Source organism: Parendozoicomonas sp. Alg238-R29 (assembly GCF_947331445.1).
Taxonomy (GTDB): Bacteria; Pseudomonadota; Gammaproteobacteria; order Pseudomonadales; family Endozoicomonadaceae; genus Sansalvadorimonas.
Genome location: NZ_CAMZOG010000013.1, coordinates 46,416 through 65,101, shown reverse-complemented (window position 1 = coordinate 65,101; position 18,686 = coordinate 46,416). Strand labels below are relative to the sequence as shown.

Annotated in this window: 21 protein-coding genes; 8 read left to right on the top strand and 13 right to left on the bottom strand. The window is 46.9% G+C overall.

The genetic code is table 11. The features are described 5' to 3' along the window. Position 1: 1 nt before the first annotated feature. Positions 2 to 166, top strand: coding sequence for a hypothetical protein (locus tag QMA35_RS05455; RefSeq protein ID WP_281646125.1), 165 nt, complete (start codon positions 2 to 4; stop codon positions 164 to 166). Positions 167 to 190: 24 nt separating this feature from the next. On the opposite strand, the gene QMA35_RS05450 is transcribed toward QMA35_RS05455, so the two are convergent. The 13 genes from QMA35_RS05450 to QMA35_RS05390 form a co-directional block, all read right to left on the bottom strand. Then, positions 191 to 988 (bottom strand): HrpE/YscL family type III secretion apparatus protein, encoded by a 798-nt coding sequence (locus tag QMA35_RS05450; RefSeq protein ID WP_281646121.1) that lies wholly within the window; start codon positions 986 to 988, stop codon positions 191 to 193. Further along, complete coding sequence (locus QMA35_RS05445; protein ID WP_281646120.1) at positions 985 to 1,638, bottom strand: SctK family type III secretion system sorting platform protein; 654 nt, start codon at positions 1,636 to 1,638, stop codon at positions 985 to 987. Before QMA35_RS05445 ends, QMA35_RS05450 begins: the two co-directional genes overlap by 4 nt. Before the next feature lie 2 nt (positions 1,639 to 1,640). Next, positions 1,641 to 2,435 (bottom strand): type III secretion inner membrane ring lipoprotein SctJ, encoded by a 795-nt coding sequence (sctJ, locus tag QMA35_RS05440; protein ID WP_281646119.1) that lies wholly within the window; start codon positions 2,433 to 2,435, stop codon positions 1,641 to 1,643. Positions 2,436 to 2,500: 65 nt separating this feature from the next. After that, entirely contained in the window at positions 2,501 to 2,929 is a 429-nt protein-coding gene (locus QMA35_RS05435; RefSeq protein ID WP_281646118.1) for an EscI/YscI/HrpB family type III secretion system inner rod protein, read from the bottom strand. Positions 2,930 to 3,061: 132 nt separating this feature from the next. Then, positions 3,062 to 3,439, bottom strand: coding sequence for a hypothetical protein (locus QMA35_RS05430; RefSeq protein ID WP_281646117.1), 378 nt, complete (start codon positions 3,437 to 3,439; stop codon positions 3,062 to 3,064). Positions 3,440 to 3,450: 11 nt separating this feature from the next. Next, positions 3,451 to 3,786, bottom strand: a complete 336-nt coding sequence (locus tag QMA35_RS05425) for a TyeA family type III secretion system gatekeeper subunit (protein ID WP_281646116.1) — start codon at positions 3,784 to 3,786, stop codon at positions 3,451 to 3,453. Beyond that, positions 3,773 to 4,645 (bottom strand): HrpJ domain-containing protein, encoded by an 873-nt coding sequence (locus tag QMA35_RS05420; protein WP_281646115.1) that lies wholly within the window; start codon positions 4,643 to 4,645, stop codon positions 3,773 to 3,775. The genes QMA35_RS05425 and QMA35_RS05420 overlap by 14 nt, the downstream gene beginning before the upstream one ends. A gap of 22 nt (positions 4,646 to 4,667) precedes the next feature. Next, the gene (gene sctB, locus QMA35_RS05415) at positions 4,668 to 6,134 is read right to left on the bottom strand and encodes a type III secretion system translocon subunit SctB (RefSeq protein ID WP_281646114.1); all 1,467 of its coding nucleotides are present in this window, start codon (positions 6,132 to 6,134) and stop codon (positions 4,668 to 4,670) included. Positions 6,135 to 6,168: 34 nt separating this feature from the next. Then, positions 6,169 to 7,956 (bottom strand): type III secretion system translocon subunit SctE, encoded by a 1,788-nt coding sequence (sctE, locus tag QMA35_RS05410; RefSeq protein ID WP_281646113.1) that lies wholly within the window; start codon positions 7,954 to 7,956, stop codon positions 6,169 to 6,171. 5 nt (positions 7,957 to 7,961) lie between these two features. Beyond that, positions 7,962 to 8,456 carry a SycD/LcrH family type III secretion system chaperone gene (locus QMA35_RS05405; protein WP_281646112.1) on the bottom strand — a complete coding sequence of 165 codons (495 nt, stop codon included), beginning with the start codon at positions 8,454 to 8,456 and terminating at the stop codon, positions 7,962 to 7,964. 32 nt (positions 8,457 to 8,488) lie between these two features. Further along, the gene (locus tag QMA35_RS05400) at positions 8,489 to 9,109 is read right to left on the bottom strand and encodes a hypothetical protein (RefSeq protein ID WP_281646111.1); all 621 of its coding nucleotides are present in this window, start codon (positions 9,107 to 9,109) and stop codon (positions 8,489 to 8,491) included. Between the two features lie 26 nt (positions 9,110 to 9,135). Beyond that, positions 9,136 to 10,632 (bottom strand): hypothetical protein, encoded by a 1,497-nt coding sequence (locus QMA35_RS05395; protein WP_281646110.1) that lies wholly within the window; start codon positions 10,630 to 10,632, stop codon positions 9,136 to 9,138. A 141-nt stretch (positions 10,633 to 10,773) separates the two neighbouring features. Further along, positions 10,774 to 11,193: a CBS domain-containing protein gene (locus QMA35_RS05390; RefSeq protein ID WP_281646109.1), complete on the bottom strand. Its 420-nt coding sequence runs from the start codon at positions 11,191 to 11,193 to the stop codon at positions 10,774 to 10,776. Positions 11,194 to 11,360: 167 nt separating this feature from the next. Here QMA35_RS05390 and ppa point away from each other — a divergent pair, with 167 nt between their 5' ends. From ppa to QMA35_RS05355, 7 genes are all read left to right on the top strand, one after another. Further along, positions 11,361 to 11,885 (top strand): inorganic diphosphatase, encoded by a 525-nt coding sequence (ppa, locus tag QMA35_RS05385; protein WP_281646108.1) that lies wholly within the window; start codon positions 11,361 to 11,363, stop codon positions 11,883 to 11,885. Positions 11,886 to 12,002: 117 nt separating this feature from the next. Continuing rightward, the gene (gene dsbD, locus QMA35_RS05380) at positions 12,003 to 13,862 is read left to right on the top strand and encodes a protein-disulfide reductase DsbD (RefSeq protein WP_281646107.1); all 1,860 of its coding nucleotides are present in this window, start codon (positions 12,003 to 12,005) and stop codon (positions 13,860 to 13,862) included. 136 nt (positions 13,863 to 13,998) lie between these two features. Beyond that, positions 13,999 to 14,442, top strand: a complete 444-nt coding sequence (aroQ, locus tag QMA35_RS05375) for a type II 3-dehydroquinate dehydratase (protein ID WP_281646106.1) — start codon at positions 13,999 to 14,001, stop codon at positions 14,440 to 14,442. Positions 14,443 to 14,486: 44 nt separating this feature from the next. Next, positions 14,487 to 14,939 (top strand): acetyl-CoA carboxylase biotin carboxyl carrier protein, encoded by a 453-nt coding sequence (accB, locus tag QMA35_RS05370; RefSeq protein ID WP_281646105.1) that lies wholly within the window; start codon positions 14,487 to 14,489, stop codon positions 14,937 to 14,939. 17 nt (positions 14,940 to 14,956) lie between these two features. Further along, positions 14,957 to 16,297, top strand: coding sequence for an acetyl-CoA carboxylase biotin carboxylase subunit (gene accC, locus QMA35_RS05365; RefSeq protein WP_281646104.1), 1,341 nt, complete (start codon positions 14,957 to 14,959; stop codon positions 16,295 to 16,297). A 126-nt stretch (positions 16,298 to 16,423) separates the two neighbouring features. Beyond that, positions 16,424 to 17,311, top strand: a complete 888-nt coding sequence (gene prmA / locus QMA35_RS05360) for a 50S ribosomal protein L11 methyltransferase (RefSeq protein ID WP_281646103.1) — start codon at positions 16,424 to 16,426, stop codon at positions 17,309 to 17,311. Positions 17,312 to 17,388: 77 nt separating this feature from the next. Further along, complete coding sequence (locus QMA35_RS05355; protein ID WP_281646102.1) at positions 17,389 to 18,456, top strand: zinc-ribbon and DUF3426 domain-containing protein; 1,068 nt, start codon at positions 17,389 to 17,391, stop codon at positions 18,454 to 18,456. Positions 18,457 to 18,686 lie beyond the last annotated feature (230 nt).

Below are 18,686 nucleotides of genomic sequence, written 5' to 3'. Positions count from 1 at the left end.
ACTGGTTGGTGGTTATTACTACGAAGAGACCAGAAATAATCAGAATAAAATTCCCATTCTGGGAGATATGCCTGTGGTTGGTGCCGCATTTCGCAACAAAACAGAATCAAAAACAAAAAACGTTCGCTTATTTCTAATCACACCTCGTATCGTTAACTTGATGTGATTTTGGAGCTTCTTGCATTAACCCCTATGAAAACCAGGTAGCATCTTTATCTGAGGGGTTTTGCTGTGAAGAATCGCTACCTGGTTTCTCGGCGGAAGATGTCACTTGCTCTTCCGTTGTTTTAACAACCTCTTCCTCAGCTCCCTGCATATCAACAGAGTTGGCCCATTCTCGTTCTTCGCTCATTTTGGCCTCATCCATCGAATGAGCAGTCAATTCAGAAAATCGCCTTCTCAAGGCTTCCAGCTGGATATCAATACTGGTATCAATCACACCGATCTTGCTTTCCAGAATACAACTGCCCGCTTTTAAACGGGGATCGGAAACCGGATTCAATATGCCAACACCTTTATAGCCTGACAGGATTTCAGCAATTTTCTCTTTCACATAACTGAAATGAGCCGGTGGAACCCGGACAGAAACCTGCCGTTCATTACGTACATGCTGCAGACCGCTTTTGATCAAACCAACTGTCAGTGCCCGATTATCATAATCATCAATAATCTTCTTCACCGCTGTCATCAAAATATCAGCCAGAGAGGCCTCTACATCGGAAAGGTAGTTAATTGAACGATCTACCATCTTCAGCATTTGCTCAGATTGCTCCAGACGGCTCTGCATCAATCCCTCCTGATAACCCCGCTCTTTTTCCTGTTCGAAAGCCTGCTTGGCTTCTTCAGCAATCTGGTCTGCTCGCTGACGGGCTTTATCAATCAACGTGGTTGATTTCTCAATCACAGAGTAATCCGCAGCCTTTATTACCTTCTGGCCGGGCTGAAGGTTAAAATCCTGCTTGGTGATAGCGATGATATTCAGACTCATTTGATAAACTCTTTCATCAGTTTCCGTAACATCACACCACCTAAACGCACAACATCCTGCGAATAACTGGCAGCCCCTCCGGCGTAGAAGTAATCCTTGCTTGGCATTGGGAATTTAAACAGCAGACGCTTTTGGAAAGCATCATTTTCCTGGGCAAATACAGCTCCGAGAAGACGAACACCAGAGCGGAAAATATGCTTTTTCAATTCCTCAGGTGCATTCCAATCCATAGTAAAATCAGATCTGAAACTTTCAGGAAGAGAGCCTGCAATAAACGGCCCTTTCTTGATCGCATACTGGTAACTCTCTTTCCCCAGACAAGCTTCAACAGCTGCCCGCTCTTGCCTTTTCACAAAGTTTTTTAGAAGAGGTCCATTCAGAGCTAAGCCAGCATGGAAAACGATTGGCGTGAGATGTTTGCGACTAGCTAATGCCAGTTGTTTTTCTGCGCGGTTGAAATCAAGGTCTGCCTTACCATGAAGAGCATAAGCTTCCAAAATATGGCGGGAAGCCCAGTGAACACCTGTGCCTTCAGCTTTTAAGGCATTGATAACCTGAGCATTGGGAAGATTTACCAGCCATGAATCATCAATATACCCGGCAGGGGAAAAGTTAAACTCAATAACCGGGGCAAGCTGATTGACATCCATAATCAGGCCTCAACGTTATCCACCTCAACCATATCTGCTTCAGCCTGATCGTCTCCCATATACTCAGAGTTTTTGCGTTCTCGCCACCACAACCAGAACAACACAGCACAACCACCGAGCGAAATAAGGAAGAGGCTTAATAGTGCTCCCATTATTAACAACAAGCGGGAGGACGATTCAGGAGTAACATCTATAGAGAGAACACTTTCCAGCTCTTGGGGCAATAACGTTCTGTTTGTTGCAACCTGAGCCGATGGGAAAAGAGAAACTGTAATTTTATCGAGGGATAAGCCTTCAATACTGTTAGCGACCAGAGTTTTCACCTTAGGAACAAATCCTGCCAATTCCAGCTCCGGTGTGTATTTGATAAAGACAGAAGCCGATGAGGGAAAACTGACTTCACTGGCGGACTGATCCTGAGGCAATACCACATGAACTCTGGCAGTCAGTATCCCATCAATCATAGAAAGCGTCGCAGAGAGCTCCTGAGACATAGAATAGGTGTAGCGAGCCTTCTCCTCCGTAGGAGAAGAGATCAGGCTATCTTTCGGAAAAATGTCACTGACCGAAGAGAACCGATCTTTGGGATGTCCGTTCGTACGAAGTAGGCGAATAGCTCTGGAAACATCATCAGTGGCAACGGTTAAAGTTACATTGCTATCTTTATCCATCTCCTTTTCTGCCGGAATCGAATTATCCAGCAGAATGGCCAACATATCGTTGCCTTCTTTTTCTGTCAGCCCGGTATAGAGCTGGACTTTACAGCCTGACAGCAGTAACACAAACAGGCTTAACACGAAAATCCTGATTTTCTGCACAACGCTTTCCCTTGCGTATGAGGAAACCGGCCTAAGGCCTTTTGTTACTGCTGTTTCATCATTGTTTCTAGTGTTTGGGTCGCTTTACCAACCACCTTACCGATCAAGTCTTCGGTCATCATAAGGTTGGTCATCGCTTTCTGAGTTTTAAACATATCCTGCATAGACAGGGCTTCGTCAGAACTCAGCATGTTATCGATCTTCTGGTGACGGCTATCAATATTTTCTTTTAGTCCCTGAAACCCATTCAGGATGCGATCACCAAGATTTTCCGGTGCCTGTTTAAGCTCTACAGGGCCGCCCTGAACGCTGGTCTGGCTCTCATTCTTAAGGCCAGATTCCATCTGGGCATTAAAATTCTCGGCATCTCGGTCATCCGGTTTATCGAGAAGCTTCTCAAGCTGTTGTTGATCCTGTTTTTTAAGCGCTTTTTCTGTAACAGAACCAACATTGTTTATTCCAGGGCTTGGCATAGCTGCCACTCCTTTGTGCCGTCTACGACAGCTGAATAGGCTTACCCAAAAGTCTAGTCAATGCCTGCATGCAAAAAGGAAGCAAAAGCATGGAACATTATGAAATGAAAAGCAGGTTTTCAGTGCAGATTGTTATGAAGGGGCCAAAGAGTCATGTAATTTCATTAAATACTGCAACACATTCTCAATTTCTGGGCCACTCAATTTGTCCACAGTCATAAAGGCAATAAATACCAACTGATTACCATCTTTAAGAGCACACTGAGTGTCAAACTTGCGACTTTGATCAAAGTGACATAACTCCAGCGCTTTGGGGCCAGACTGATCAAGTGAATGGTCAGGAATTTCACGCAAAAGGTGCATCAGCACCCCTTTATCATTCAACTCAATGAAAAAAGTACCACTCTGTCCAAAGGCATACTGCATAATTCCATTATTGGGAAAAGGAAGATCGCCAATACCGAGAGTACGATTGAAATCCTGAACAGCTGACTCGACAAGTTCACGCATCCCCAAGCACCCTAAATATCGAAATCCATATCAAAGTCATCGTCGTCCTCATCATCGTCGTCGAAGGCTTCCTCTTCCTCTTCCTCCTCAATCACATCATCGAGGGCTTCCTGACAGGCTTCGAGGATGTTTTCCCGATGTTCCGCTTCTTTAAAATACTGGTCAGGAATTTTCCGGTAGGTTTCCAGAACCTGATTGAGAACAAATATCTTTACGGCGAGGTCGTCGGAAGGTACACCCATCTTGGTCGGAATACCTTCAACATCGTTGGCGGAGATCCAGCGCTGGTTTAAAAGCCTAAGGACCTCTTCGACAAGCACGCCTTCCTGAATTTTAGAGTTTTGCACGCACTAACATCCTATCGGTTGCCTGCTCATTCTGCTGGCTGAAGTCAATAATTGTTCTTAAACCAAAGATAACTTCCATGCGCTTTCTTATATGCAGAAGCTGAGTTGATCCAACCGCACTGGTCATTTTAGGATTCTTCAGCGCCAATAATTCTCCAGCCAGTCCCTCTCTCCAAATCTGGATACGGTCATTGATTTCAGAGTAATCATTACTCCCCTCCTTCGCATATTGATAAGCTTCCGTAGCTGTTTCAAAGTCAGGAACGCCAAACACATTCTCGCGCTTATCGTCCCGAGCTTGCTGGGGAGAGAGCCCTGCTTTTTCAGCGAGGTCATAATGTTCTTGAGTAACATTCATTCCAGCCTGAATGTCAGTTTTATTTTCTTCGTAGAACTCTGCGTTATATTCACGAATATCTTTTGCTAGCTCGGAATCTTTGCCTTCAAGAGTCTCAGCAAGAGTTTCCAGAGCCAGGTACTGATGGGTAGAATCACCGGAATATTCATCAGAAAATTGTTTGATCAGCTCCCTGGTAAGCTGGCCTTTATCTTTGGCGGCCTGCATTTGCTGGAGGAACTTATCCATTTTTTCTGCACCAGGCATATCCGGCACAATTTTCTTAAGACGCTCAAGTTCCTTGTTAAGATCTTTGCCTTCTTTACTGTCTTTGGTCTTGAACTTTCTCAGGGAAGAGAGTGTTATTGAAGCTTCTTCAAAGAAACTGGCACTGGCAGGACCGGTACTGACTGTACCGAGCTGGCTATGAACACCATCGGCAGATTTTGCGGAGGCTGTTTCACCACCGACCTGGAGTGCTGCTCCCGGTGCTTGAGAACCGGCAACACCTCCTGTTTGCATAACCTTATCCCTACCTAATCAGTTAAATATTGCGGGTAATGTTTTGTTGCGTCTGTAAATATTGATTCCAGACCTGAGAAAATGTATCTCTCGCCTTACTGGATAGCTCCTGTGCAACCTGCATTTGATCTTGCTCAGTTTGCTTCACAAAACGAGCCTGCTCCTCTTCTGCGCGAAGTTCCGTGGACGCAGCTTCATGCAAGCCGGCTTTGTATTGCAATGTAGAGGCACCAGCTTCACCAAGGCCTTCAATCATCTTACCCATAGCACTCCATTGCTGGGCAATCATATTACCAGTCTGGCCATTTCCTCCAGCAGCCTGGTCTGCTTTCATTCCCTTCATGGAACCAGCCATATTAAGTCCACCAGATGCAACTTTCACCGCACCACTCACCATACCTGCAACCATTTTTGCAGCAGCAGCACTTCTCTGCTCCTGCGCTTGAGCCTTGATTTTCTCAACCACTGCCTTATTGGCCATATTTCGACCTTGGCGGCTAATTTGCCTTTGCTCAACTCCCATTTCATGGAATAAAGCCATGATGGCAAAAAAGTCAGTGTAAGCTTTCACTTCACTTTCATCTAAATTCAGCGGTGCACCATTTGCTGTTGCAGAAAGGGTACCGTTAGAACCGGCCTTAATTTCAACATTTTTCCCTTCCACTTGTAGCTGTAACGATTTCCCCTGAGAGTCAACCTTGAAGTTTTTCCCATCAACCTGCCCTGAGAATCCAGTCTCAGTTTGTTTTACACTGACTTCATTGGGTCCCAGTCCACCAGCCTGAGCGTGGTTAGGTTTTCCAGCAGTCTGCAGTTGGTGCATAAGGCTATTTTGCCCAGAACCTTGTGCCTTAGCGCTCTTCTCTTGCATGCCATCCAAAATTTTTTTCAGATCAGCACCGTCCATTTCTCCAGATTTCAAAGCGTTTTTAATACTTTCGAAAGAACCACCAAGTTTTTGAGCGAGTTCAGGATCTCTAGCGACCTGTCGTCCGAGCTCTTTCAGTTGACTGGAAAAGTCTTTGGCCTGTTCCTGAGAAGTGTTCTTCAATTTAACTTCTTGAGCCAAAACGTTGGTTCTCTTGAGTTTAGATTTCGCCCCTTTCTTACCAATAACAACGCCGCCTTCAGAATCACTGCCACCTTCTTCAGAGGCTTCTTCCAGAGCATCTGCCAACTCATCAATATCACCAGCAAGAACATCTCCCTGAGAGTCAGCAACCAGCTGATCCATATGTCCCATTGCAGCCTGCAAGCTGGCAACATTGGGATCTGCACTTGGAGCATTCAATACAGGTTTTGGTATCCCCTGTTGGTGCTTTCCTTGAACAGCTTTTCCACCACTATGCTGTCCAACCTTCAAATTTTCACCCGCTAGATGACCCATTCTGGCGTCTTTAGCTCCCTTAGTTCCCTTAGCCTGATGGGCGCTTTCGGAATTCCTGGGCTGCTCCAGAGGAACCGGATTCTGCCCCTGATTAATTTTCATGTGTTTCAACTCCCTGAAAAATTCCCTTTGCCCGTTAAATATTCCGGGTTATATTAAATTTGCTTTGCTGTGCTTGGGATAACATATCTGAAGCTATTTGTTGCCCTTCTGAAATTTCCTGAAGGGTTCTCTGGATAGCCTCAGTCCAGTCTTCCATCATGAGTTGGAGTTTCGTAAGATAGGCCAGATCTTCCGTTGCATCAGCTTGATACTCTCCAGCTTCACCTTGTAGCTTTGCAGCATGCATTGTTGCACCACCATCTGCGGCCATAGCACCACCTTCAGTAAATCTGGCAATGTGTGCAGCTCGTTGGTAATACATAGTTTTTTTTGCAATATCAGCTGATTGATTTGCTGTTTCCTTTGCTGCTCCTTTCGCAACATCAGCAGAACCCTTGGCAGCTTCTTTGGTGGCCTGTTGAGAACTTTTAACGGCTACCTTTACTGACTGTTCTGCTGCCTCGTCTGCTGTATCTGTAGCAGTTTTAGCAACAGTCTTCGCCGTATTTTGCACTGCAGTAGCAGAATGTTGCGCTGCTTGCTGAGCAGACTGGCTGGCAGCATTAGCTCCCTGCTGGGCACCTTGTGCCCCAACATTTGCTCCCTGCTGTGCTGCCTGTGAACTTGCATTTGCACCTTGCTGGACTGCAGTTGTTGCAACATCACTCGAGGCCTTGGCAGTACCACCTGCCATACCGGCACCTAACGATAAAGCAGCCGCGAGAACAGCCCACATAATTCCCATAGCCAGTTGCGCCTTGTCATCCTTGATCAGACCTCCCATATTGGTCATCCAATCACCGGAGTTCTGGGAAACTGTCATGGCAACCATAACCGTAGCCGCCATAATCAGCATGACCCCAGCTTTTGCACCAACACCTGTTGCTATAGTGGCCGCTGCAACGATGACTGCTAGAGCCGTAGCAATACCTCCAAAAATCTTACCAATAAGAACTTTTTTCTTTGCCTCCTTCATTTTTTTCATTGCTTCGGCAAGCTTGCCAATACGGCTCTCATGGATCTGGCTTCTCTTCAATCTACTAGTGCGAATAGCCTGCTCATCAAACTTAAGCCGAGTATCCTGAAGTTTGGTTTGTATCTCTGATAACATACGAGCGATATCTTCAACGTTACCAGTTAACATTGCCGCAGAAAGCTTCTCAGTTGCTCCTTTCAGCTCAGCTAATAGTTCTGGTGGAGCACTCTTAATAGCGAGAACTTTATCAAAGGTATGAAGCGTTTCATCCTGCAAAGCCGTTAAGGTTTTGGCATCTGTTCCCTGAGCCAATGTTGATGCAGCCCCTGCTATAAGATCAGGTGTACTCTGTTGACCTCCTGAATGGCGCCCGCCACTGTCATTACCATTGCCCTGTTCTCCCTGCCCTGCTTTCTTTTTTCGGGACGCACCATAGACAGTTGAACTGCCAGCAGTTTCTCCACTTTCCAGCTCTTCACTCTCTGCATTGAGCTGATTTAACAGTTCATCAAAGGTAAACAACATTTCTGTAGTATCCATTGACTGGGCTATTTGAGCTTGCATATCCGGAGTCGTAACCCGTCCGGGATCAACTTTAGGGTTAGGTAATCGTACTGCCCTTTCGGTTCTGGCACCTCGTTCCGCTTTCGCACGGCCCTCTTTATGGGACACACTGTTATCATTTGAAAAGCCCCTAGCTACGTGCTCAGCAGCCTGCGCTTTACCAGATTTAGACTTTCCTGCATGGCCTGCCTTTCCTGCAACGCTCCCTTCCTTCCCTGCCAACCCGGGAGGAAGTTGCACTCCTGCACCATGATTTGCACTGACTCCACCTGTATTACTCATAGGCTTCAGTCATCCTCTTCCATAACGGCACTGGCACTCGCAGCCATGTTGCTGGCACGAATCAGTTCTTCCTTATACTCGTCCTGTTCTCCGGCCCATTCGGCAGCAGTCTCATAAGCAACCTTGGCGGCCTTGGGTTTACCCATTGCCATATGACAATCTCCGATGTAGAGCATACCCCGTGGATCATCAGTATCCAGAGCACTGGCAAAACTGAAGAGTTCTACAGCCGTTTCAAAATCCTGCTGCATCATCTGGCAAGCCCCAAGGCCAAGAAAATATTTTTTGTTGTAGTGGTCGTAAAAACAGAGGAACTGAAAAACTTTTTTGGCTTCATCGTAGCGACCGCCCTGATACAGGTTGAATGCAACGCTGTAAATCGCTTCCATGGACTCATCACTAAGATTTTTCAGCTCCTTGAAAGTGCCACCCCGGCTAAAATAGTCAGCTAAAAGGTCATCAACCTTCTCCTGTGACCAATCCATATCTTTTGTATCCACTGCCAGCCCTCCTAGCTCTTACAGCACTTTCATTAAATATTCTTGATAATGTTGTCGCCAGTTCTGTAATACTTCGAAATAAACTGCGACATCATTTCAAACGTTTGGTTAAATTTACCGGATGTTGATTGAAGCTTAGTCATATCCAACTGGGATGAACTTGTCAGGCTCTCAGTCCAGCCTTTCATGTTTTCTATTGCCAGATCCCACTCTCCAGAATTGAGCTTATGGGTTTGATTCGGATCTATCTTGCCACCGCCACTTCCCCAGGAAATATCATTTTTAGCAAAAAACTCTTTCACTTCCTGAGGCATTTCAGTCTTGCTACTCTCTTTGGAACCTTTCTTGGCAGCACGAGCTTTAGCCATGATTTTGTTGGCATCTTTCAACTTGTTATTTTTGGTTCTGACTTCCTGAACCTGTTCTCTTAATGTCTCTTCAAGGATTTCAGCCTTCTCACTCATAACTGCCAACATCAACGCATCAATACTGGCCTTATCGATAAAATCCTGGCTCATAGGAGCGCCCGCAGCAGAGTTGATCATCTTGACGGATTCTTTCATCATCTGCTGACCAGTCATCTGACCACCATTCTCACGAACAGTGTCTTGCCGGATCTGCTGAGCAGATTTAGGTCCATGAACGGCTGACACGTTTTGTGCTCCTTATCCCCGAATTTTTAATTGCGCTGCGGCAAAAGTATTTTGATACTCTTGCACCATTCATCTAATGCCTGCTTATAATCGTGCGGGTCGCCCCCCATAATTCTTTGAACTAAAGAGCAATTAGCTATATCTGCTGGCAAATCTGGTTCTACAGGTAAACCAATTCTTCGAGCGGCCTCTTCCACTAACTGTTGCGTGTTTAAGCCGTGCCTGGATTTATCTCCCGAACTGGCGGGAATGGAACCATGGTTGCGAACGTGCTCAAAAAGCTGATTAATAACTTCTTTCGTCAGCGCATTTTTGATTGCCTTCAGATCGTTAGCATCAGGACCCAAACGGCCTACCTCTTCACGAACTTCCACTGGCTGGTATTGCAAGGAAACACGATTGGCTTGACTGGCGATTGCTTCGCGTAGATTTGCTAAATCATTTGCTGAAGCATGGCTGAAGTTATAAGTGCCACCTGTAAACTGTTGAGAGTTAATGTAGCCAGACGCATCAAAAGTTTGATAAGTATGTCGTTCAGGTGTTTCTTTCAGCGGAGACTTTTGCATAAGCTCGAGTGCCTCTTTCAACTCAGGCCCATCTGCTGTCCCTTTCACCTTCAGGGTATGACCGGGATACCCGGCTGCCTTTAGTTTCTGGGCGGCTTTACGCCTTAATTCATCGGCCTTACGCTCATCTTCTGCTTCACGACGCTTCTTATCCGCATCTTTTGCCGCTGCATCAGCACCATCAGGGCTTTTCGGTTTTGGATTGTTTGGATCATCGCCATCAGTTGGCTTTGATTTCGTACCGGAAGGATCATTTCCATCAGGAGTTTTGTTGGAATTATCCGGCGTTGGTTGTGGTGGCTGACTTTCTGGGCCAGTCAGCATCGGATTATCAATAAATCCGTTAGCGAAAATCAGAATAAACGGCCCAACTCCTATCAATAGTACAGGGCAGAATGCCCCGCCAATAATGCAGGCTCCGATACCAACCAAGCCGATGCCGGTCTGAAATTTTTTGTTATGCATCAGGAAATCAAGAGCTGTACTGGCTCCTGATAAAAACTTTTCCATTTTGCTTTTTTTGGCACCATCAATTTTTCCGCTTTTTTCCAGCTGATGAAACTGATCCCGCAACTTATCTTTTACAGTAGGTAGATCGCCATCATTTACCCGTTCAAAGATAATCTCTCCTCCATCCCCAGTGTCGATCTTTCCTCTCGATGGAATGTCGGCTGATAACGAAGTTGGTATACGCGCCGCAAGATCCGGATCAGCTGAAGAAACAGATCTGTCACCAATAGAAAGTGAGCTTTGGTTCGAATCACTGCTGCCAGTTGAAGAGGTACTGCTCGTTGACAAGTGCCTTTCAGGTGTGTGGGGTTTAATATCCGAACGAGCCATACGCCCACTAAGGCTACTGGTATCGAGCTTGGCCCTACGGTCAGGGTGACTAACGCTATGTCTTAAGTGCTCTCTTCCTAAAGAAGGGCGAGCACCGTCTGTGCTACCAGTCGCCATAAACGCTCCCTGCATAAACTCCGGGCATAGAAACCCATCAACAATTAAGTATTAGCTTAGATGATGAGAGCAGTCCTCTGACTCATTGAATCTGGTGCAAATGTGCCGGAAATATGGCTTTTTTGATAAAGAAACCAGCGTCTACCCATTTGTTTTTATAGGTTTTTCGTAATATTCCAGAACTGTTGCCATAAGATCCTTGGGGCTTAGCATCCCGACAATAGAGCCGTCATCATTAAGAACAGGCACCCGCAGGGCTTTTTCGGTCATACAGCGTTCATAAACATCAATAATGCTGTCGGAACAATGAGCGGTCACAACATTTTTCTCCATAAACTCAGAAACAAGCCCACTGTCCTGAGAATAATAGCTCCCTGTTAAAGTCCCCTGAAGACAGTCAGTCTCCGATAAAATACCGTTCAGGGAACCATCCTCTCCGACTACAGGAGCCGCTGTAATATTGTGTTTCAGTAATACCCGGATAGCTTCAACAACGCCCATGTCCGGCTGGAGGGTAACGACTGAACGGGTCATACATTCTTCGACAGTAATTGATCGCATAATCACGTCCTCCTACAAAGATGCCTGTAAGCCTCACAAGGCGCCAAATACCCCTTCTACTGCTATAGCTCTCCAGCGCTGGACTGGCAAGAAAAATAGAGCTGGAGCTACTCGGTTTGCAGCCTTATAATCCGCGAGCTTACTTACAAAAACAGGGTTTCCACCTAATGAGCTTCGACAGCATTTCTCCTGGCAAGGACATCCCCAACGATATCTACGTTGTCATTGAGATTCCTGCCAACAGTGATCCTATAAAGTACGAAATAGACAAGGACACCAACTCCCTGTTTGTTGACCGGTTTATGTCAACGCCTATGTTCTACCCAGCCAACTATGGTTATGTGCCTCAGACTCTGGCCGATGACGGAGACCCTCTGGATGTGCTGGTTGTTACCCCTTACCCAGTGGCTCCGGGTTCCGTTATTCGCTGTCGCCCTGTAGGCATGCTGAACATGTCAGACGAGAGCGGCCAAGATGAAAAGGTTGTTGCTGTACCCCACGACAAACTGACCAAAATCTACAGCGATGTTAAAGAGTACACCGACCTTCCCCCTCTGCTGATCCAGCAGATTGAGCACTTCTTCGAAAACTACAAAGACTTGGAAGAAGGTAAGTGGGTGAAGATTGATGAATGGAAGGACGCTGATGCTGCCCGCCAATCCATCATCAAATCTGTTGAAGCAGCCAAGTAAGTATTGGCTTTCTGGGGTAGATTTCTCTACCCCAGCTCCAGAATTCTCTATAAAAGCTTCCGGCAGAGAATCCATTGCTCTATGGTTGGCGTAAGGCAACAATAAGCCGCTGATTTCATGAGCACTGAGCCAATGCAGAAATTGCTGAAATATTCCTTCTTATCCCTTTTCCTTCTTGTGCTGGGAATATCCTCCCCGGCTTCCGCTGTCAATTTCAAATCTCTACTTGGCAATGCTACGACCCCTTCAGAATCAGAGTTTTTACCCGTTGAAGAGGCTTTTCAGGTGTCCGCTACGATGGAGCAGAATGCAGTAGTGATTCGCTTTGCCGTCACACCTGAACATTATCTCTATCGCCATATGTTCAGTTTCCAGCCCGTAAATACTGAACGAACCCAGTTGGGTAAACCGGTATTTCCGGCAGGGCTCACCAAGTTTGATAAATTTATGAAGCGGGACTTGGAGATTTTCCCTGAAGACATTGATGTTCGCATTCCCATTACAACGAGCGAAGAATTCCCAGAAATAAGAGTAAACTTTCAGGGATGCGCTGATGCAGGGCTCTGCTACCCTCCAACCACTCAAAATATTATTCCTTTACAAGATTCCACCAGCTCGAGTGCTGTACAACTACCATCTTTGCCAGTTAAGCCAAACACTGTTTTGCAGGAAACAGGCGAAGATGATTTCCTCTCGGCACTTTTGAATGATCAAGGCCTGTTAAATATTCTGGGACTGTTTTTTCTTGGCGGACTAGCTTTAACGTTTACTCCCTGTGTGTTGCCCATGATCCCTATTGTTTCAGCAATGGTGGCGAACAGTAATGGATCACGCTCCCATAATATTTTCCTAACCGCGTGTTATGTGCTGGCAATGTCTGCCACCTATGCCATTGTTGGCATGTTGATGGGATATTTCGGTGCCAGCCTGAACCTTCAGGCTCGTTTGCAATCCCCCTGGTTATTGATTCCCTTTGCCATTTTATTTGTTGCTCTGGCTCTCTCTATGTTTGGCCTCTACGAGCTCCAACTTCCGGAAAAGCTTCGCTCATTGCTAACTCGCGCAGATCAAAAAAGTCAGGATGGCCGTCAGGGAACCTGGATAGGTGCATCACTGGCTGGCGTGTTCTCTACATTGCTGGTTTCGCCCTGTGTGTCTGCCCCACTAGCAGGATCTTTGGTTTATATCAGTGGAACCGGAGATGTAGTTGTAGGCGGCCTTTCCTTGTTTGCTCTTGGGTTAGGTATGGGCACGCCACTGTTTATTGTTGGGGCCGGCGGAGCAAGCCTTCTACCCAAAGCCGGAGCATGGATGAACGGCATCAAAGCAGTATTTGGTGTTCTGATGCTGGGTGTGGCGATCTGGATGATTGAAAGACTGATTCCAGAACCTGTTACTCTTCTGCTGTGGGGGGCCCTGCTCGTAGGCAGTGCTATCTATCTCGGAGCCCTCGATTTTAATCAACGCAGAGGATCACAGGCTTTCCGGCAGGTCATTGGTGTTCTACTTCTGATTTATGGAGTCACACTGTTTGTTGGTGGCATTCAGGGCAATACAAACCCACTCAAACCCCTTGGTTCAGCTCCAGCAAGTCAGATATCTGCATCTCACAGCGCAATAACCACCGTTACATCGAGCCAAGAGTTAAATGCAGCTTTACTGACGGCATCTTCTGCTAAAAAACCTGTAATTGTGGACTTTTACGCAGACTGGTGTATTTCCTGCAAAGTCTTTGAAAGAGAGGTGCTAACCCAATCCTCTGTACAAAAGGCTTTAGAGAATTATTCATTTTTAAGATTCGATCTTACTGACAACTCCGCCGATCAACGGGACATCTTGCGTAAATATGGCCTCTTTGGCCCACCAGCCTTCCTTTTCTTCAGTAAAACCGGTCAGGAACTGGAATTTTTAACAAAACAGGGAGAAATCGGCGCTGAAACGTTTATTTCTCTTCTGGAAAGGGCTGCCACACAGTAATCTGCAAAGAACATCTCGCCGGGAAAATAAGGAAACATGCTGATAACGTGCTGTAACATGCATAATATAGACTAGCTATTATGCATGGGGCACAATACGCTCCTATTATTGGCGAGAATTCAGCGAGAGTTACCTTATGGCCTCAATCCTCGTATTGCACGGTCCTAACCTGAATCTGTTGGGAACCCGCGAACCGGGTGTCTACGGATCAACAACTCTGAACGATATCAATCAGACCCTTACTGAGCAGGCCCAGCTTGCTGGCCATCATATTCAGTGCCTGCAAAGTAATGCTGAGTATGAACTGATTGAACGAGTTCACGATACGGCCAATCAAGGTATAGACTTTCTGATCATTAACCCGGCGGCATTTACCCATACAAGTGTTGCTCTGAGAGATGCAATCCTAGGTGTTTCACTACCTTTTATTGAAGTTCACATCTCCAATGTGCACAGCCGGGAACCATTTCGCCATCACTCTTATTTTTCAGATGTTGCCATTGGGGTTATCTGTGGGTTGGGAGCGGCAGGCTATGAATACGCCTTACAGGCTGCCATCAAACATCTCGACGCCTCCTGAGCGCAACATTTTCCTTATAAGCCAAAAGCTAACTGGAATTGAGCATGGATATCCGTAAAGTAAAAAAACTAATCGAACTCCTTGAGGAGTCCGGCATCGATGAACTAGAAATTCACGAGGGTGAAGAGTCTGTACGCATCAGCCGCAACTCCAGTAACCCTGCTCCAGCCCCGCAAACAGTTGTTGCCGCAGCTCCCGCTCCTATAGCAGCCGCTCCAGCCGTTGAAGCAACAACAGAAACTCCCGCAGAACCAGCAGCAACAGGCCATCAGGTTCACTCCCCAATGGTTGGCACCTTCTATCGCTCTCCATCACCCAACTCCGCCGCATTCATTGAAGTGGGCAGCCAAGTAAAAGAAGGCGATGTACTCTGCATTGTTGAAGCTATGAAAATGATGAACCAGATCAAAGCTGACAAGACCGGAGTTATCGAAGCGGTTCTGGTCGAAAACGGCTCTCCCGTTGAGTTTGACCAACCTCTGTTCACTATCGTCTGATTGGCAGGTACTCATCCATGCTGGAAAAAGTTCTTATTGCCAACCGGGGTGAAATTGCCCTGCGCATCCTTCGCGCATGCAAGGAAATGGGCATTAAAACAGTTGCAGTTCACTCAAAGGCTGATGAAAATTTGATGCATGTACGACTGGCAGACGAAACAGTTTGTATCGGTCCTAACAATGCTACAGACAGCTATCTGAACATCCCGGCAATTATCAGTGCAGCAGAAGTCACCGACTCCGTGGCCATTCACCCCGGATATGGCTTTCTTGCTGAAAATGCCGATTTTGCCGAACAGGTGGAGCGCAGTGGCTTCACCTTTATTGGCCCATCACCTGAAGTAATCCGTCTGATGGGAGACAAAGTTTCCGCCATCAAGGCGATGAAAAAATCGGGTGTTCCCACCGTACCTGGCTCAGACGGCCCGCTAACAGACGACCATGAACGCACGTTAAAAATTGCCAGAAACATTGGCTATCCCGTTATCATCAAAGCCTCTGGCGGCGGCGGCGGTCGCGGCATGCGTGCTGTTCACCGGGAACAGGGGCTATTGAATGCTATTAGCGTGACCCGCACAGAAGCTGGTGCCGCATTCAATAACGATGTTGTTTACCTTGAGAAGTTTTTGGAAACACCTCGCCACGTAGAAGTACAGGTTCTTTCAGATGGACAAGGCAATGCCATTCACCTTGGTGACCGGGACTGTTCTTTACAGCGTCGCCACCAGAAGGTTATAGAGGAAGCTCCAGCACCTGGAATTCCAGAGGAAGCACGTCAGCGCATTTATAAAGCCTGCACCGATGCATGCATCGAAATTGGTTATCGCGGCGCTGGCACATTTGAGTTCCTGTATCAGGAAGGTGAGTTTTACTTCATCGAAATGAATACACGGGTTCAGGTGGAACACCCAGTTTCTGAAGAAATTTCTGGCTTTGACATAATCAAGGAGCAACTGCGCATTGCCAATGGCGAAACACTGTCTGTTACCCAGGATGATATTAAATTCAACGGCCATGCCATTGAATGCCGAATCAATGCCGAAGACCCAAAAACCTTTATGCCTTCTCCCGGCAAGCTGACCCAACTGCATATGCCTGGAGGCAATGGTGTTCGCGTAGATTCACACCTGTACCAAGGATATTCCGTACCGCCATTCTACGACTCCATGATCGCCAAACTGATTACTTGGGGCCCGGACAGAGAAACAGCCTTGACCCGTATGCGTAATGCTCTGGATGAGTTGGTAATTGAAGGTATTCGCACCAACACCCCTCTGCATCAAGAGTTGGTACGTGATACCGGGTTCATAGAAGGTGGTGTCAATATTCACTACCTGACCAAAAAACTGGAAGGTTAACTCCCAACACCACCTTCAATACAGAACGGCTGTCGTTTGACAGCCGTTCTGTCTCTCTCTACCCTCCCCGATCAAACATACAATCACTCCAATTGTCCCAACCGCTTTCACGCGTATTAAGAGCCTATGTCCTGGATTCAGCTGAAACTCGATACAACCCCCGACCAGTCTTCTGAGTTGGAGGATTTACTGCTGGAATGCGGAGCCTGTGCGGTAACCTATCAGGACGGCTGTGATCAGCCTCTGTATGAACCTGACTTAGGCACAACACCGCTCTGGAACAACCTTCGACTGTTTGGCTTGTTTGCAGCTGATACAGATATGGAAGAAGTTATGGTGCAGTTGAACAATGTTGCCCTCGGCAGTTACAGCGCTCACAGAATTGAAATTGTGGAAGACAAAGACTGGGAGCGAGAATGGATGACTCACTTTCACCCTATGCAGTTTGGAAAGCGTTTATGGGTATGCCCAAGCTGGAAAGAAATCCCTCACCCCGAAGCCGTAAACCTGATGCTCGACCCCGGTCTGGCTTTTGGTACTGGTACCCACCCAACCACAGCTCTGTGCCTGAAATGGCTTGATGCGCAGGAGCTGGATGGCAAGCAAGTTATTGATTACGGCTGCGGTTCAGGAATCCTTGCTATTGCAGCGTTGCTGCTTGGTGCTAAACACGCTGTGGGTGTTGATACTGATCCACAGGCTCTGGAAGCCTCCCGGGATAATGCAGGCCGAAACAATATAGAAGAAGGCAAACTGCACGTTTATTACCCGAAAGATACTCCTGACGTGAAAGCCGATGTGATGGTGGCCAACATTCTCGCCGGCCCGCTTATCAGTCTTGCCAAGACTCTGGCCCGCCACACCCTTCCCGGTGGAAAGCTTGCCCTTTCCGGCATTCTGGCTGAACAAGCCGACGACGTTCTTACAGCCTACAGTGAATGGTTTACTATGGACCCAGTCACAGAACTGGATGGCTGGGTGCGCTTAAACGGTGTCCGCAAACAAGAAAGCTGACATCCGTTAGTTTTTACCCGTCAAAACTGGCAGAATGACAAAAGTCTTCTGCCAGCTGCACCTTTAATTACCAAAACATGCAAGCAACGACACACGATCACGACTCTGTGGAATCCTGGATTACACGCTGCCCAGAATGCAGCACCGCGTTTCGTATTACCCGTCGCCACCTGATGGCCGCCAAAGGCTCCGTGCGTTGCGGCTCTTGCCTGCATGTTTTTAAAGCTGCCCATTACATTGTTGGCAGCGAGCTTCCGGAGAGTCTTCAATTTCAGACAAGTCCTGCACCAGAATTCGAAACCCAAACAACCAGATCTTCATTGGATTTTTCTGATGACGCTTTTTCCATAGAGCCGTCTGAGTCATTTGGTGAACACTCTTCGTCTGATCAGGAGTCATCCTCGGATGATGAAGCCTGGGCAAAAGCCATGCTGGAAGAAATGGATCTGGAAGAAGATGGGCCAGAAACCAGTGAACAGTCAGCAACTCTTCCTGAGGCGCAGGATTCTCCAAAACAAAAAAACGAAGACAGCACGAGAGAAAAAGCTCCAGATAAGTCAATTGCGAGCAAAGCCGGGGTCACTGAGAAAGCACAGACAACGAAGCAAGCAGCCAATAAGCTCAGCAGCCTTAAAAACGAGCCACTCGACCTCAGTTATGAAAAGAAGTCGTTTGGCGCACACCTGCTCTGGCCAGCGGCTTGTTTTGTTGCCGTGCTTGTATTGCTGGTACAGTTCAGTTCAGCAAAATTTTCTGAAATCAGCCGAACCCCTGCTTTGCGCCCATTAGCTTCCAGCATCTGCCAGGTTCTGTCCTGCCAGTTGCCAGACCAGATAGATGCATCCCGAATTCAGGCCAGTCATATCGTCCTTCGGGCCGACCAGAACTACCAAAATACTCTGGCTATTGATGCCATTATCACCAATGAAGCGGACTTCGAGCAGCCATATCCTAAATTGATCATGACTCTGCTCGACGCAAACCAGAATATTTTAGGAAAGCGCACTCTTTCCCCTGAGCAATACCTCTCTGGAGAAGCAGCTGGAGCATTAAATATGCCCGTTCAGCAGCCAATTCATCTGGCCCTGAAAATCACCAGCCCCAAACAACCCCCACAATCCGTAGATTTTTCATTTACACAATAAAAACAAAGCCTGAGGTCAAAAATTGGCACTTCTGATCCAGATCAATACCTGATCATATTGACTCACTCTGTTCTTGTGATTTTTGGCGATTCCGTCAACATGAGACTGCCTGATATTTGTACAGCAATGCATTGGGTTAACACCTATTGAGATATACTCATTCACTTGCCGTTCATATCCACCGCCCTTAGTAATCGATGTCAGCAGGGTGGTATCCGGCTTTATCCGGG